The following is a 14,723-nucleotide window of genomic DNA, read 5'->3' as shown; positions in this document are numbered from 1 at the left end:
GTTTAAGTGAGCGAATCCACGGGCAATCCAGGTGCACGCGCGCTGCTACGGCTGCGTCGCAGGCGTTCGGCCGAGCGCGCGCGGGAACGCGTGCGGGAGAGCGCTGATCTCGCCGGATCCGAGCTCGTTGTCACGCCGATCGAGGTTGTGACCGGGGCCCCCGCCGCCAACGGCGTCGACGAGAATCTGCCGGCCGGCATCCGTTTGGCTGGGGCCTGGTCCTGGCGTCTGATTGTGATCGCCGCCGCTATCGCCATTCTGGTCTTCCTGGTTATTCAGTTGCGGTTGATTGTCATTCCGCTGCTTGTGGCCGTGCTGGTTTCCGCGCTCCTGGTTCCGTTTGTGGCATTCCTGGTGCGGCATCACTGGCCTAAGGGCGTCGCTGTGGCGCTGGCGATGGTGGGCACGCTGGTGCTCGTTGCCGGTCTGGTCACCCTCGCCTCGACGCAGATCGCCGAGGGCACCGTAGGGCTGAGCGAACGGCTCACCCGATCACTCGACTCGTTCAAGGCGTTCCTGGCCGGTTCACCGCTGCAGGTTTCCGAGACTGATATCAACACGTACGTGCAGCAGGCCTGGGAAGCGATCCAGAATGATAGCGCCGTCTTCATCAGCGGCGCCCTGTCGGTGGGAACCACGCTCGGTCACTTGTTGACCGGGCTTCTGCTGGCACTGTTCAGCCTGCTCTTTATCCTCATCGACGGTAAAGCCATCTGGAGCTGGATCGTACGGTTCTTCCCGCTGCGGGCCCAGGCCGCTGTCGACGGTGCGGGAATCGCAGGCTGGACCACCCTGGGCAACTTCGCCAAGGTGCAAATTCTGGTCGCTTCGATCGACGCGGTCGGCATTGGAGTGGGCGCGGCCCTGCTCGGGGTGCCGATGGCCATCCCGATTGGAATTCTGGTCTTTCTCGGCTCATTCATCCCCATCGTCGGCGCGGTCGCGACCGGATCGGTGGCGATTGTGATCGCGCTCATCTTCAACAACTGGGCCATCGCCCTGGCCATGCTCGGCGTCGTCCTGCTCGTGCAGCAGGTCGAAGGCCACGTGCTGCAGCCGCTCATTATGGGAACCGCGGTGAAGGTGCATCCGCTTGCCGTCGTGCTCGTGGTGGCAGCCGGCGCCTTACTCGCCGGAATTCCGGGGGCACTGTTCGCCGTTCCGGTGGCCGCGGTTTTGAACGCGATGACCAGTTACATTGCCGGGGGCACGTGGCGGTCGAGCCCGCCGACGGTGCCGACGACCGGATCGGTGCTCTGGCAGACCGTGCCGCAAAGCCGACCGGGATATCGCACGTCCGGCGCACCGGCGCGCACAGCACGGCTGCGCCCGGGGACCCTCCTCACGTCGCGGGGGGCATCCGCGCGCGTCACCCCTACAGATTTGAGCGCACCCGGCGCCCCGCACGATAGTTCGGAGAACTAGAACATGCCAGAGACCACCCTCGTCGGACCGACCCTCGCCGAATTCGAGGCCGCTCGCGCGGTCGTCGCCCGGGTTGCGGATGTGACCCCGATGGAGAGTTCGCGCTACCTTGCCGATGTGTTGGGCTCGCCGGTGTACCTCAAGTGTGAAAATCTGCAGCGCACCGGCTCCTACAAGATTCGCGGTGCCTACAACCGACTGTCGAAACTGACCGAGGCGGAGAAAGCCCGTGGCGTCGTGGCGGCCTCGGCCGGAAACCACGCCCAGGGCGTGGCCTTCGCCGCGCGCGAGCTCGGCATCAAGGCGACCATCTTCATGCCCGTCGGAGTCGCGCTGCCGAAACTGTCAGCGACGCGGGACTACGGAGCAGAGGTCATTCTGCGCGGAACGACCGTGAGCGAACCGCTGCTCGCCGCAGCCGAATACGCCCGGGAGACCGGCGCGATCCTGATCCCGCCGTTCGACCATGCCGATGTGGTCACCGGGCAGGGCACGCTCGGACTCGAAATTCTCGATCAGGTTCCCGACCTGGAGACAGTCATTGTGCCCATCGGCGGTGGCGGACTCATCTCCGGAGTGGCCAGCGCGCTCAAGCAGCGTGCCGCCCGGGAGGGGCGACACATCCGGGTGATTGGGGTGCAAGCCGAGAACGCGGCCGCGTATCCGCCCTCCCTCGCCGCCGGCGAAGCAGTGACGATCAACATGCTCCCAACCATCGCCGATGGCATCGCGGTGGCCAGGCCCGGGTTGCTTAATCTCGAGATCGTTCGGGACGCCGTCGACGAGATCGTCACCGTCACCGAAGACGACACCGCCCGCGCGCTCCTGGTGCTGCTGGAACGCGCCAAGCTCGTGGTTGAACCGGCCGGGGCAGTGGCGGTCGCCGCCATCCTGGCCGGCAAGATCACCCCTACCGGGCCGACCGTCGCCATCCTCTCGGGCGGAAACATCGACCCGCTGCTGATGCAACGCGTGATCAGCCACGGCCTCGCCGCGTCGGGACGGTACCTGACGCTGCGCATCATGCTGCCCGACCGTCCAGGTCAGCTGGCTCGAATCTCCGAGCTGCTCGCGGAGGCGACGGCCAACGTGATCGAGGTGCTGCACACTCGGCACGGCGTCGGCCTGCGGATCAGCGAAGTCGAACTCGACGTCAGCGTTGAAACTCGCGGGCCAGAGCACCGCCAGCACGTCGTGGACACGTTGCGCGCCGCCGGCTACGACCCCCAGATCGACTAGCCCGGTCGACTAGCCAGGTCGACTAGCCAGGTCGACTAGCCCGGTCGACTAGCCCGGTCGACTAGCCCGGTCGACTAGCCCGGTCGACTAGACAGACAGACAGGCCGGGCGGCAGCTGCTGCCGCCGGCGCTGTCGACCGTCGGCTGCGAGTTGATTGCTGCTGGCTGTGCAGCGTTGTAAGCGGGGCAGCCTCATCCGTTGTGCATTGACCGCGCGAGGTGCCACTTCTGGCCCCTTGGCGAGCTCTCAAGGGGCTAAAGATGACACCTCGCGTACGGGCGAGAGTGGTCAAGGGGCTAAAGATGGCACCTCGCGTGCAGTGGAAGGCCACGAGCAGCGAGTGGACAACCTGAGCCCCAATATCGGCGCGAATCGGCAGCCGAGCCTCGGCGGGGGGAGTCAGGCGCCGGTGAACGTCTCCACGTTCGAGATCTGCACGGTGATCTCCTTGCCTGTGGGCGTGGTGTAGCTGGTCTTGGCGCCGACCTTGAGGCCGATGATCGCCGCGCCGAGCGGACTCTGCTCGCTGTACACGTCCAGGTCGCTGTTGGCGGCGATCTCGCGGCTGCCGATCAGAAAGCGGCTCTCGTCGCCGGCGATGGTGGCCGTGATGACGGTGCCCGGCATGACGGTGCCGTTGCTCTCTGGGGCGTGGCCGACCTCGGCGGTGCGCAGCAACAGGGTGAGCGTGCGAATGCGCGCCTCCATCTTGCCCTGCTCTTCTTTCGCCGCGTGGTAGCCCGAGTTCTCCTTGAGGTCACCCTCTTCTCGCGCGGACTCGATCTTCTTCGCGATGTCGCCCCGGCCAAAGTTGCTCAGTGTCGCCAGTTCCGCGGCGAGGCGGTCGTGGGCCTCCTGAGTTAGCCAGGTGACCGTTGTGTCGGTAATCACGAGTGATCTCCTTCAATACGCTCAAGCGCAGAAAGGCCGGTTGAGGGCCGCGCAGATATAGTCGTCGCCCGGGCGATTGCCGAGGCGAATACGTCATTTTAGGTCAGCCAGCACTGGTAAATCAAACCCGTGTTGCTCAGATCGGTGGTGCGCAGAACCTCGGTGAACGACCGGTTGTACAGGCTGGAGGGCGGTAGATCGATGATCTTCCAGCCAACGACCGAATAGCTCTCGTTGAGAGCCTGAACCGCGCAACTCGCCGTGCGGTTCACCGGCAGCGCTACCTCGAAGGTGACGCTCACGCTGTGCTCATCGATGATGGTGTGCCCGATATCGCGCGCTTCTATCTGAGTGGATGCCCCGTCCAGGCCGGTCCACAGCACCCACGCTCCCAGCACCAACACGAAAACGCCACCGAGCCCCCACAGGATGCGGCGGTCGCGAACCCGGCGGGCCGGGGTGCGCCCGTAGCGCGATTGGATCGCGGCGCTCTCGGGTGCCGGTGCCGGGGCGACGTCAGATTCGTCGAGGCGCTCGGGCTGGCGGCTCGACTGAACTCCGCTGGGCGTGCTGTTGAGGGGCACTGGCGATTTCACACTTCCGATGGAGCGATTAGGCTGGTATCTAGGTTATCTGGCCTAAGGTTATCTGGCATTCCTGAGGAGTATGGTGACGCTGCGATTGATGGCTGTGCACGCCCATCCCGACGACGAATCGAGCAAGGGCGCGGCAACGTATGCCTACTACCGCAGCCTCGGCGTCGAGGTGATGATCGTGAGCTGCACCGGCGGCGAGCGCGGCAGCATCCTGAACCCGTCCCTGACCGGCCATGCCATGGCCGAGCGTGACCTGCCCGGGCTGCGCCGCCTGGAGATGCAGGGTGCCCAGGAGGCGCTGAACGTGCAGCATCGCTGGCTCGGCTACGAGGATTCCGGGATGGACGAGGGCCAGGAGGCGCCACCGAACAGCTTTGCGGCCATTCCGATCGACTACTCGGCTGAGCCGCTGGTGAATTTGATTCGGGAGTTCCGTCCGCAGGTGCTGATCACCTACGACGAAAACGGCGGCTACCCGCACCCGGATCACATCCGCTGCCACGAGGTCTCGATGGAGGCCTATCGTGCCGCCGCCGACCCGAGTCGCTACCCGCACACCGGGCAGCCGTGGCAGATCGACAAGGTGTACTACGACCGCATCTTCAACCTTGAACGTATCGATGCCATGTACCTCGCGCTGAGCGTGGCTGAGCCGGACTCTCCGCTGCTGGAGCCACTCGGCGCAGCCCGCGAGCGCATGGAGAATTACCCCAAGCTGGCCACCACGCACGTTCCCGCCGGTGATTTTCTTGAAGCTCGAGATGCCGCCCTACGCTCGCACGCGAGCCAGGTCACACCCGACAGCAGCTTCTTCTTCTGGCCCAACGATCTTGTCCGCGAGGCCTGGCCCTACGAAGACTTCCAACTCGTCGAATCGAAAGTAGACACCGCAATGCCCGAATCCGATCTGTTCGCCGGAATCCAGGACGACGCATGACCTCGCTGCTGACCGTCGTGCTCGCCGCAACTCCCGACCCCGACTTCGACCCCAACACCGTCACCCCGGGCGTCGTCGGTTTTCTGGTCTTTTTCTTGATCGCGTTGGCAACCCTGCTGCTCTGCCTGGATGTGGTGCGTCGCATCCGTCGTACGACCTATCGCGCCGAGATCAAGGCACGCCTCGATGCCGAGGTCGCCGCCCGCGATGCCGACCCGAGCGCACCGCCGACGCCGAGCGACAAGCCCGAATAAGCCGTTACGGGTAGAGCGGATGCGTGGCGATCAGCAATATCGCCGCGAAATGACACAGAAACGCCACGACCGTCAAGGTGTGGAAGATCTCGTGAAAGCCGAACACACCGGGAACCGGGTTGGGCTTCTTCAGCCCGTAGACGACCGCGCCGACCGTGTAGCAGAGCCCACCGACGAGGATGAGCGTCATCATGGCCGCGTTGGCCTGGAAGAAATCCACGATGAACAGCAGCGCGCCATAGCCGAGCACCAGGTAGAGCGGAACGTACAGCCAGCGCGGGGCGTGAATCCAAAACACTCGAAAGAGGATGCCCAGCCCGGCTCCGCCCCAGACCAGCCAGAGCAGCAGAGTCGCCTTTTCCGGCGGCAGCGCGAGCACCGTGATGGGCGTGTACGACCCGGCGATGAGCAGAAAAATATTCGCGTGGTCGATGCGCTTGAGAATGATGCGGGTGCGCGGCTGCCAGTTGAAGCGGTGGTACAGCGCTGAATTGCCAAACAGTAGCATCGAACTGAGTACGAACACGGCCGAGCTGATCTTCGCCGCCGACCCCTCAGCGAGCACGAGCAGCACGATGCCGGCAGCGATCGTCACCGGAAATGTGCCAGCGTGAATCCAGCCGCGCCAGGTCGGTTTGACGTCTTCAGGGTGGGCGTCAGCCGCCTCGATCAGCGGCAGATTGGGGATATCGTGCTCGGTGGCCATGCTGCAAGGATACGGCAGGGCGTGGCCCGGGTGCCGCGAACGCCCGGGGAGTGGACTAGCGTAACTGTGTGCAGAAACCCCAGGTACCCTCGCCGCGTGGCATCCTCTATGGGCTGTATCAGCGCCGGCTGAGGCGTGGGCTCACTCCGGCACACATGCCTCACCACGTTGCCATGATCATCGACGGCAACCGGCGTTGGGCCCGGCAATTGGGGTTTCAAACCGCCGCGCACGGCCATCGAGCTGGCGCCGCCAAAATGCGCGAGTTTCTGGAATGGTGCGACGACCTCGGCATTTCGGTCGTTACCCTGTACCTGCTCTCCTCCGACAACCTCACCCAGCGCCCGAGTGATGAACTCGCCGATCTGATCGAAATCATCGCCGATCTCGCTGAGGAGCTTTCGCACTACCGCAACTGGCGGGTGCAGCAGGTGGGGTCCAAGGCCGGCCTGCCCGAGCCGTTGGTCGCGGCTCTCGATGCAGCGGATGCCCGCACCAGCGGCCATAAGGGACTGCACGTCAACCTCGCGGTCGGTTACGGCGGCCGCACCGAGATCACCGACGCCATGCGGAGCATCGTCGCCACCCACCACGCGCACGGCGGCACCCTGGAAGACCTCGTAGAGACCCTCACGCCCGAACTCATCGGTCAGCACCTGTACACCGGCGGTCAGCCCGACCCCGACCTCGTCATCCGTACCTCGGGCGAGCAGCGGCTGAGCGACTTCATGCTCTGGCAGAGCGCGCACAGCGAGTTCTACTTCGTTGAAGCGCTGGGGCCGGACCTGCGGCAGATCGACTTTCTGCGGGCTTTGCGCGACTTTTCCCGCCGGCAGCGGCGCTTCGGGGGGTAGCCACCCTGTGTTTGACAACCGATTGGAATTGCGCGCATGAATTCCCTGCTCAGCTTCACCGACGGTTTTCGTGAGGAACCCGGCTACCTCGACTTCGGTCGGGTCGGCCCGCTCTCCGAGGCCGTGGTGGCTGAGACTCTCGGCCAGACCGAGGTGTTGTCCCGCGCCCGCCACGGCAGCCTCGACCATCTGGTCGACCAGGATCTGCGTGCTCGCACCGCCGTGTCAGAGCTCACCGGCTTTGCCGCCGATCAGATCGTGCTGCAGCCCAACACGAGCTCCGGACTCATGCAGGCCATGTTTGGTCTCACCGGATCCGTGCTGCTCTCGGCCGGTGACTTTCCGAGCGTTCCGTTCGCCGCAGTGCGCGCCGCCGAAGCCCTGCACGTGGTGACTCCGCTCTGGTTGGAGACGGATCACGGCCGCGTCACCCCCGGACAGATCCGCGACCAGCTGACCCCGGCCGTCGCTGCCGTCGCCGTCTGCCTGGTCGATTCGCGCACCGGGTATCGCACCGACCTCGAGGGCATCCGCCAGGTCATCGGCGATCGCCTGCTCATCGTCGACGCGATTCAGGGCTTCGGCGTCGTCGATGCCGCCTATGAGGCAGCGGATGTCGTCGCTTCCGGTGGTCAGACATGGACGCGGGCCGGCTGGGGCACCGGGTTTCTCGCCCTCAGCGAACGGGCACTCGAGCGCCTGGTGCCCGTGATTTCCGGTTACGTCGGTACCGACACGGACGATCCCTGGGACGAGGTCACCCCGCCCAGTCACGCTGCCCGAGCCTTTCGGGTGACCAATGGGGACGCCATCGCGCAGGCGCGGTTCGCTGCTGCGCTCGAGCAGAGTTTCGACGTCGGTGTCGACGTGATCCAGAAGGCCATGAACGAGAATGTGTCGGAGATCATCGAGCTGGTCGATGAGTTCGTCGTCGATATCGTGTCGCCGCGGGATGTCGTCTCACGGGCCGGCATCGTGGTCCTGGAGCCGCCAGCCGAACTCCTGACCACCCTGGTAGCCAGCCTGCACAACCACGGAATCACCGCAACCACCCGCGGCCGGACCGTGCGATTGTGTGTGCACGCGGCCCTCGACCCCGACACAGTAACCATGCTGAGGGGTGCGCTCACGGCGTACGCACTCTCAGCAAACTACTAGGAGTCGGCGCCGGCGTACCCGTCGTCTGCCTCAACGTCAGGTGAACGACAAATTTCGGTGGGCGTGTCGGGTTTCTTTTTTCTCCCGTAGGTCGTAGCGTCGCTTTCATCAGGTACGGCACCTGATCGAGACGGCCATATAAGTACGGCTCGAGAATTGCTTGATGGCCAGCTCGCCAAAGTGATCCGCGTCCTCGTGACGCAGGGTGGGAGTGGCCATGACCGCTAATCGAACCGATCGCAAGGCGACTGACCGGGTGGAGACATCCGCTTCGCAAACCGAGCGCACCTACGTGCTGGACACCTCGGTGCTTCTGTCCGATCCGAAGGCGATTTTCCGGTTTGCCGAGCACGCCGTGGTGTTGCCCGTGGTGGTGATCAGCGAACTGGAGTCCAAGCGAAACGACCCGGAGATCGGCTATTTCGCCCGGCAGGCGCTGCGCAACCTCGACGAGTTGCGGCTCAAGCATGAGCGCCTGGACTTTCCAATTCCGGTCGGCGAGGGCGGCAGCCTGCGGGTGGAGTTGAACCATTCCAACATGTCGGTGCTGCCGTCTGGCCTGCAGCTGGGTGACAACGACTCGCGCATTCTGGCTGTGGCGCTCAACCTCGCCAATGAAGGGATGACCGTGACGGTCGTCTCCAAGGACCTGCCGCTGCGCGTGAAGGCCGCGTCGCTCGGCCTCGCCGCCGACGAGTACCGGCACGAACTCGCTGTTGATTCCGGGTGGACCGGCATGGACGAGATCACCCTCAGCGCCGAGCAGATGAGCGTGCTCTACGACAAGGAAACGCTCGATTCGCGCACGGTGCAGGACATGCCGATCAACACCGGGCTGGTCATCCACTCCGATCGGGGCTCTGCCCTCGGACGGGTGACCAGCCGAGGCACGCTCAAGCTGGTGCGCGGCGACCGGGACGTCTTTGGGCTGCACGGACGGTCGGCGGAGCAGCGACTCGCCATTGACCTGCTGCTCGACCCGGAGATCGGCATTCTGTCGCTGGGAGGTCGAGCCGGAACGGGGAAGTCGGCGCTCGCCCTCTGCGCCGGTCTGGAAGCGGTACTGGAGCGTCAGCAGTATCGCAAGATCATGGTCTTCCGGCCGCTGTATGCGGTCGGCGGCCAGGACCTCGGCTTTCTGCCGGGGGACCAGGGCGAGAAAATGGGGCCCTGGGCGCAAGCGGTATTCGACACCCTCGGCGCGATCGTGTCGGAGAACGTGGTCGAGGAGGTGATCGAGCGCGGCATCCTCGAGGTACTCCCGCTCACTCACATTCGCGGCCGGTCCCTGCACGACGCCTTCGTGATCGTCGACGAAGCGCAGTCCCTCGAACGCAACGTGCTGCTGACCGTGCTGAGCCGCATCGGTCAGAACTCGCGCGTTGTGCTCACCCACGACGTCGCCCAGCGCGACAATTTGCGGGTCGGCCGCTTCGACGGCGTGGCCAGCGTGATTGAAACGCTGAAGGGGCATCCGCTGTTCGCGCACATGACCCTGACCCGGTCGGAGCGCAGCGCGATCGCGGCGCTCGTGACCGAGATGCTGGAGGGCAACGAGGTGATGTAGTTTCGGCGGGGGAGTGGATGTCTGTGGTCGCTGGTCGCCGTTGGCGACAGCCCACGCGGCAGGTCGTTTGATTTGCGGCTCATGTGGGAGCATTCTTTGATGCCTGCTACTACTCGACTCATTTCCGCCGATGATGCGGAGCGCCTTGCCGTCCTCCAGCGAACTGGTCGAATCTTCTTCGCTCCGTGGGAACCAGTGCGCCCAGATCCCTACTTCACGGTCGCAGGTCAGCAGGCAGAGGTCGAAAATGTTCTTGCTCGGCACAGCCGAGGCGAGGCTCTGCCACACGTGATTCTCGACGAGGACGCCCAGGTCGTGGGTCGGATCACGTTCAGCGGGATCACCTATGGGGCATTTCAGTCGTGCAACATGGGTTACTGGGTCGCTGAAGAGAACAACGGACGCGGCTACGCCACTGACGCAGTTCGAGCAATGACCACGCGGGCATTCGAAGAGTTGGGGCTGCACAGGGTGCAAGCCGAGACGCTGATTCCGAACGTGCGCTCCCAACGGGTGCTTCAACGTGTGGGCTTCGTACGTTATGGATTGGCGCCCGCATACCTCAAAATAGCGGGCCGGTGGCAAGACCATCTCATGTATCAGCTGTTGGCCGATCCCCGCTGAACGTGAACTCCGCCCTGATCCCGATGCGTCCCGCAGGGCATTCCCGTATCGGGACGACAGCGACGATCGGTCTATTGGTGGCGGTGAAGAAAATGAGTCGCGATGCCCGCGGCGTGAGCGGTTAACGACAGCGAGTGTTGCCGATAACGCCTGAGGCGCATCGGCAACACTCGCTGTCGGTCGTGCGGTTACTTCTTTTGCGGGGGGCGCGTCATGCTCAGCACGTCGAGCGCGGTGTCGAGCTCGGCGAGCGTGAGGTCGCCGCGTTCGACGTGGCCGAGCGCGATGACAGACTCACGCACGGTGAGGCCCTCGGCGACAGCCTTCTTGGCCACCTTGGCTGCGGCTTCGTAGCCGATGACGCGGTTGAGCGGCGTTACGATCGACGGCGACTTCTCGGCCAGGGCGCGGGCGTGCTCAAGGTTGGCTTCGAGACCGTCGACGGTCTTGTCGGCGAGTACCCGGGTGGCGTTGGTGAGCAGGCGGATCGACTCCAGCAGGGCGGTTCCCATCACCGGGATTCCGACGTTGAGCTCGAACGAGCCCGACGCACCGGACCAGGCGATCGTGGCATCGTTGCCGATGACGCGTGAGCAGACCATGAGCACGGCCTCGGGGATAACCGGGTTGACCTTGCCGGGCATGATTGACGAGCCGGGCTGCAGATCGGGGATGTTGATCTCGCCGAAACCCGTGTTCGGGCCGGAGCCCATCCAGCGCAGGTCGTTGCAGATCTTGGTAAGCGAAACGGCGATGGTGCGCAATGCCCCGGATGCGTCGACGAGGCCGTCGCGGTTGGCCTGGGCTTCGAAGTGGTCGCGTGCCTCGGTGATCGGCAGTTCGGTTTCCTGCACCAGCAACTCGATGACCAGCTGCGGAAAGCCATAGGGCGTGTTGATGCCGGTGCCGACCGCGGTGCCGCCGAGCGGAACCTCGGCGATGCGGGGCAGGGCGGTGCGGATGCGCTCGATGCCGAGGCGCATCTGGCGGGCGTAGCCGCCGAATTCCTGGCCGAGGGTGACCGGCGTGGCATCCATCAGGTGGGTGCGGCCGGCCTTGACGGCCTCTTTCCACAGTTCGGCCTTGGCCTCGAAGGAGACGGCGAGGTGGTCGAGCGAGGGGATGAGCTCGTCGATCAGGGCGCTCGTGACGGCGATGTGCACCGAGGTCGGAAACACGTCGTTGGAGGACTGGCTCGCGTTGACGTGGTCATTCGGGTGCACCGAACGGCCGAGCGCGCGGGTCGCCAAGGTCGCGATGACCTCGTTCATGTTCATATTCGAGGAGGTGCCGCTGCCGGTCTGATATACATCGATCGGAAACTCGGAGTCGAACTGCCCGGTGATGACCTCGTCAGCGGCCGAGGCGATCGCGTCAGCGATGTCCGCATCGAGCACGCCGAGCTGAGCGTTGGCGAGAGCCGCCGACTTCTTGATGCGGGCGAGAGCCGCGATCTGCGCGGACTCAAGTGTGGAGCCGGAGATCGGAAAATTCTCGACCGCGCGCTGGGTTTGGGCACCGTAGAGAGCGTCCGTCGGAACGCGGACCTCACCCATCGTGTCGTGTTCGATCCGGTAGCCGGTTTGTGCGGAGGTGTCCACCACTGTGTGCGTTCCCTTTCGGTGCTGTATGAGAGTCGTGCTGTGCGCAACGGGTGCGCCGGTGAGCTAAATATCGCCCACCACGATGTTGGGGTCGGCGTGCCCTTCGAAAAGAACGTAGTTCGCACCGACGATAGCCAATGTACCGGCTGCGATGGCCGCGCTGATCACCTCGGACTGTTCGAGCAGTTCGGTGACCGTGTCCTTGAGGTGTTCCCGGCCGACCTGGCCGGCGTCGACCCGGGCCGGGTCCAGCTGAGTGGATGCCGCCTGCCCGCTGACCCGACGCACGGCCGGCACGATCTTCTCGATAATGCTCGCGATATGCACGGGCAAAGCCGGGGCATCCGCTGTCTGAGAATCGATCGCAGCACGTACCGCTCCGCACTCGTCGTGGCCGAGCACGAGAATGAGCGGAACGCGCAGCACGGCGACCGCGTATTCCAGCGAACCGAGCACGGACGACGAGATGACCTGGCCGGCGTTGCGCACGACGAAGAGGTCGCCGAGCCCCTGGTCGAAGATGATCTCGGCGGCGAGCCGGGAGTCGCTGCAGCCAAACAGTGCAGCGTGCGGTGTCTGCGCTCCGACGAGTTCGGCCCGCCGGTCAACGTCCTCGCGGTGCCGGGGGGTGCCGGCAACAAAACGCGCATTGCCCTCGCATAGTTCGTTCCAGGCCTGCGCCGGAGAAGGGACGGCCGTCGATGACCGGTTCATTCCGCCCCATTTTGTGCGATGTTGGCGGCCAGCGCGGTGGCGAGGGTCTCGAAGTCGTCGGTGGGCGCCGTTCCGATCAGCAGATAGGTGCTCGGGCCGGCTGTTGTCACGAGCGCGTAGTCGAAATTTCCCCGGTCAGCGGCCGGCGCGCTGTTGCGATAGACGTCCCAGGTGACGCCAGAGATACTGACCGTGTCGACGACGGGGGAGCCGGGCAGCTTCTGGGCCAGCCAGGTGGGGTTGGCGTCGAAGGCCTGGTTGAAGCCGATGAACTGGTTTTCGGGCGTGATCAGGCCGATATACCAGGACGGAACCTGGTCGTTCGCTCCGGCCCGCCACTCGGCGTCGTTGGCGCTCCAGCCGTCTGGCAGCTCCGGGCTGGCCAGGGTGTGGTCGACGACCGGAGCCAGCTGGGCGGCGATGCTTGGATAGTCGGCGTCGCGGGTGATCGGATTATCGTTGCGCGGCACCAGCAACACGAGCACGAGCACGGCTCCCACCGTCACCAGCAGCGACAGCACGAGGTTGTTCACGGTCTTGTGCGACCGGTACTTGCGCGAATTCTCGGCAAGGCGATCGGCGGTCTCCTGCGGAGTCTCCGGTCGGCCGAGCTCGGCGACGACGCGCGGCGGCTTGGGGGCGCGGCTCATCTGGTGGGTGTGGCGTCTTCGGAAGGTGTGGTGGCGGCCAGGCGGGCCGCGTCGAGGCGGGCTTTGGCACCGATCAGCCATTCCTCGCAGCGACGGGCCAGAGCTTCGCCGCGTTCCCACAGCGCGAGCGACTGCTCCAGGGTGCTCGACCCCTGTTCGAGTTCGTTGACGACGCGAATGAGCTCGTCGCGGGCCTGTTCGTAGCTGAGTTCACTGATGGTGGGGGTAGGCGAGGTCATGGCATCCATTCTAATTATTTCGGCGCGGCGGCGTTTGTGGTGACGGGCACGGTGCCATTAGCCAGGGTGAGCAGCAGCGCGGTGCCCTCGGGGGCATCCTCGGCTCGGCGCAGCACGTGGCCGCCCGGCAGCTGGGCGATCGCATAGCCGCGATCCAGGGTGCCCTGCGGCGAGAGCGCGCGCAGCTGTGAGCGCAGGTCGACGACGACGCTGCCGGCGCGCTCCAGAACGCGCCCCGTCAACTCAGCGCCGCGGGCGACGTAGCGGGTGAGGTCTTCGCTGCGGGAATCGATGATCCAGCGCGGGTCGACGAGCGCCGGGCGGCTGCGCAGCTGAGAGATTCGGTCGATCTCCGACGAGAGGATGCCGGTGAGCCGGCTGCTGAGGCGTGCCCGGGCCTGCTGTACCCGGTTCAGTTCGTCGCTGACGTCGGGAACGACGCGCTTGGCGGCATCCGTTGGTGTGGACGCCCGCAGGTCCGCCACCTCGTCGAGCAGCGGCCGGTCGGCCTCATGCCCGATCGCGCTGACCAGCGGCGTCACGCAGGCGGCGGCGGCGCGCACGAGACTCTCGTCGCTGAAGGTGAGCAGGTTTTGAAAGTCACCGCCGCCGCGGGCGACGATGATGACATCGACCTCCGGGTCGGCGTCGAGGCGTTGGATGGCGCTCGTGACCTCGCCGACGGCACGGTCTCCCTGCACTGCGGCGTGCGCGACCCGAAAGTTCACGGCCGGCCAGCGCAATTGCGCGTTGCGAATGACGTCCTTCTCGGCGTCGGAGTCCTTGCCGGTCACGAGGCCGATGCAGTGCGGCAGAAACGGCAGACGCTTCTTGTGGGAGGCATCGAACAGCCCCTCGCTCGCGAGCTGCTTGCGCAGCCGTTCGAGCCGTTCCAGCAGGTCGCCGAGCCCGACGTGACGCATTTCGAAGGCCTGCATGGTGAGCGTGCCGCCCTTGACCCAGAAGTTGGGTTTGACCAGTGCGACGACGCGGTCGCCGGCCTTGAAGTCAGCGGTCAGTTTGGCCCGCACCGAGGACCATATTGTGAAACTCACGGTGGCGTCTTCGGTGAGGTCTTTGAGCTTGCCGTAGACGTTGCCGCCGCTGGCACCCCACTGGGTGATCTCCCCCTCGACCCAGACCATGCCGAGGCGCTCGATGTAGCCGCGAATCTTGCCCGAGAGCAGGGCGACCGGCCACGGCGTTTCGACTGTGGCGGGGGCATCCGTCATGCGGCTGTCCTTGGCGTTGCGCTGGCGTGGGG

Annotated in this window: 16 protein-coding genes; 8 read left to right on the top strand and 8 right to left on the bottom strand. The window is 65.2% G+C overall.

Features of this window, described 5'->3' with window-relative positions:
• Window positions 1-6 precede the first annotated feature (6 nt).
• Together E3O45_RS02790 and ilvA are read left to right on the top strand one after the other, a co-directional pair.
• Window positions 7-1,425 (top strand): AI-2E family transporter, encoded by a 1,419-nt coding sequence (locus E3O45_RS02790; protein WP_241985189.1) that lies wholly within the window; start codon window positions 7-9, stop codon window positions 1,423-1,425.
• A 3-nt stretch (window positions 1,426-1,428) separates the two neighbouring features.
• On the top strand, window positions 1,429-2,664 hold the full coding sequence (ilvA, locus tag E3O45_RS02785; protein ID WP_134441565.1) for a threonine ammonia-lyase: 1,236 nt from the start codon (window positions 1,429-1,431) through the stop codon (window positions 2,662-2,664).
• A 400-nt stretch (window positions 2,665-3,064) separates the two neighbouring features.
• Here the strand turns inward: ilvA and greA are convergent, their stop codons facing one another.
• Both greA and E3O45_RS02775 read right to left on the bottom strand, forming a co-directional pair.
• Window positions 3,065-3,556 carry a transcription elongation factor GreA gene (gene greA, locus E3O45_RS02780; RefSeq protein ID WP_092450387.1) on the bottom strand — a complete coding sequence of 164 codons (492 nt, stop codon included), beginning with the start codon at window positions 3,554-3,556 and terminating at the stop codon, window positions 3,065-3,067.
• A 98-nt stretch (window positions 3,557-3,654) separates the two neighbouring features.
• A complete protein-coding gene (locus E3O45_RS02775) occupies window positions 3,655-4,140 on the bottom strand; it encodes a DUF4307 domain-containing protein (RefSeq protein ID WP_166789377.1) in 486 nt (161 codons plus the stop codon).
• Between the two features lie 100 nt (window positions 4,141-4,240).
• On the opposite strand from E3O45_RS02775, the gene mca reads away from it, so the two are divergent.
• Together mca and E3O45_RS02765 are read left to right on the top strand one after the other, a co-directional pair.
• On the top strand, window positions 4,241-5,089 hold the full coding sequence (gene mca, locus E3O45_RS02770; protein WP_134441561.1) for a mycothiol conjugate amidase Mca: 849 nt from the start codon (window positions 4,241-4,243) through the stop codon (window positions 5,087-5,089).
• On the top strand, window positions 5,086-5,343 hold the full coding sequence (locus tag E3O45_RS02765; protein ID WP_134441560.1) for a hypothetical protein: 258 nt from the start codon (window positions 5,086-5,088) through the stop codon (window positions 5,341-5,343). The genes mca and E3O45_RS02765 overlap by 4 nt, the downstream gene beginning before the upstream one ends.
• A gap of 4 nt (window positions 5,344-5,347) precedes the next feature.
• On the opposite strand, the gene E3O45_RS02760 is transcribed toward E3O45_RS02765, so the two are convergent.
• Complete coding sequence (locus E3O45_RS02760; protein ID WP_092450381.1) at window positions 5,348-6,049, bottom strand: hemolysin III family protein; 702 nt, start codon at window positions 6,047-6,049, stop codon at window positions 5,348-5,350.
• Window positions 6,050-6,117: 68 nt separating this feature from the next.
• On the opposite strand from E3O45_RS02760, the gene E3O45_RS02755 reads away from it, so the two are divergent.
• The 4 genes from E3O45_RS02755 to E3O45_RS02740 all read left to right on the top strand — a co-directional run bounded on the left by E3O45_RS02755 (window position 6,118) and on the right by E3O45_RS02740 (window position 10,252).
• Window positions 6,118-6,903 carry an isoprenyl transferase gene (locus E3O45_RS02755; protein ID WP_134441558.1) on the top strand — a complete coding sequence of 262 codons (786 nt, stop codon included), beginning with the start codon at window positions 6,118-6,120 and terminating at the stop codon, window positions 6,901-6,903.
• 36 nt (window positions 6,904-6,939) lie between these two features.
• Window positions 6,940-8,061 carry an aminotransferase class V-fold PLP-dependent enzyme gene (locus E3O45_RS02750; protein ID WP_134441556.1) on the top strand — a complete coding sequence of 374 codons (1,122 nt, stop codon included), beginning with the start codon at window positions 6,940-6,942 and terminating at the stop codon, window positions 8,059-8,061.
• A gap of 217 nt (window positions 8,062-8,278) precedes the next feature.
• On the top strand, window positions 8,279-9,628 hold the full coding sequence (locus E3O45_RS02745) for a PhoH family protein (protein WP_092450375.1): 1,350 nt from the start codon (window positions 8,279-8,281) through the stop codon (window positions 9,626-9,628).
• A gap of 81 nt (window positions 9,629-9,709) precedes the next feature.
• Entirely contained in the window at window positions 9,710-10,252 is a 543-nt protein-coding gene (locus E3O45_RS02740) for a GNAT family N-acetyltransferase (RefSeq protein ID WP_370450297.1), read from the top strand.
• A gap of 188 nt (window positions 10,253-10,440) precedes the next feature.
• On the opposite strand, the gene E3O45_RS02735 is transcribed toward E3O45_RS02740, so the two are convergent.
• The 5 genes from E3O45_RS02735 to xseA all read right to left on the bottom strand — a co-directional run bounded on the left by E3O45_RS02735 (window position 10,441) and on the right by xseA (window position 14,691).
• Entirely contained in the window at window positions 10,441-11,856 is a 1,416-nt protein-coding gene (locus tag E3O45_RS02735) for an aspartate ammonia-lyase (protein WP_134441552.1), read from the bottom strand.
• 63 nt (window positions 11,857-11,919) lie between these two features.
• Entirely contained in the window at window positions 11,920-12,570 is a 651-nt protein-coding gene (locus tag E3O45_RS02730; RefSeq protein WP_134441550.1) for a carbonic anhydrase, read from the bottom strand.
• Complete coding sequence (locus E3O45_RS02725; protein ID WP_158251596.1) at window positions 12,567-13,220, bottom strand: DUF4245 domain-containing protein; 654 nt, start codon at window positions 13,218-13,220, stop codon at window positions 12,567-12,569. The genes E3O45_RS02730 and E3O45_RS02725 overlap by 4 nt, the downstream gene beginning before the upstream one ends.
• Entirely contained in the window at window positions 13,217-13,468 is a 252-nt protein-coding gene (locus E3O45_RS02720; RefSeq protein WP_134441547.1) for an exodeoxyribonuclease VII small subunit, read from the bottom strand. Before E3O45_RS02720 ends, E3O45_RS02725 begins: the two co-directional genes overlap by 4 nt.
• A 5-nt stretch (window positions 13,469-13,473) precedes the next feature.
• A complete protein-coding gene (gene xseA / locus E3O45_RS02715) occupies window positions 13,474-14,691 on the bottom strand; it encodes an exodeoxyribonuclease VII large subunit (protein WP_092450365.1) in 1,218 nt (405 codons plus the stop codon).
• Window positions 14,692-14,723: the final 32 nt, after the last annotated feature.

Source organism: Cryobacterium sp. TMS1-20-1 (genome assembly GCF_004402355.1).
Taxonomy (GTDB): Bacteria; Actinomycetota; Actinomycetes; order Actinomycetales; family Microbacteriaceae; genus Cryobacterium; species Cryobacterium levicorallinum.
The sequence above is the reverse complement of the archived record's forward strand: the minus strand, read 5'-3'. Positions and strand labels throughout refer to the sequence as shown.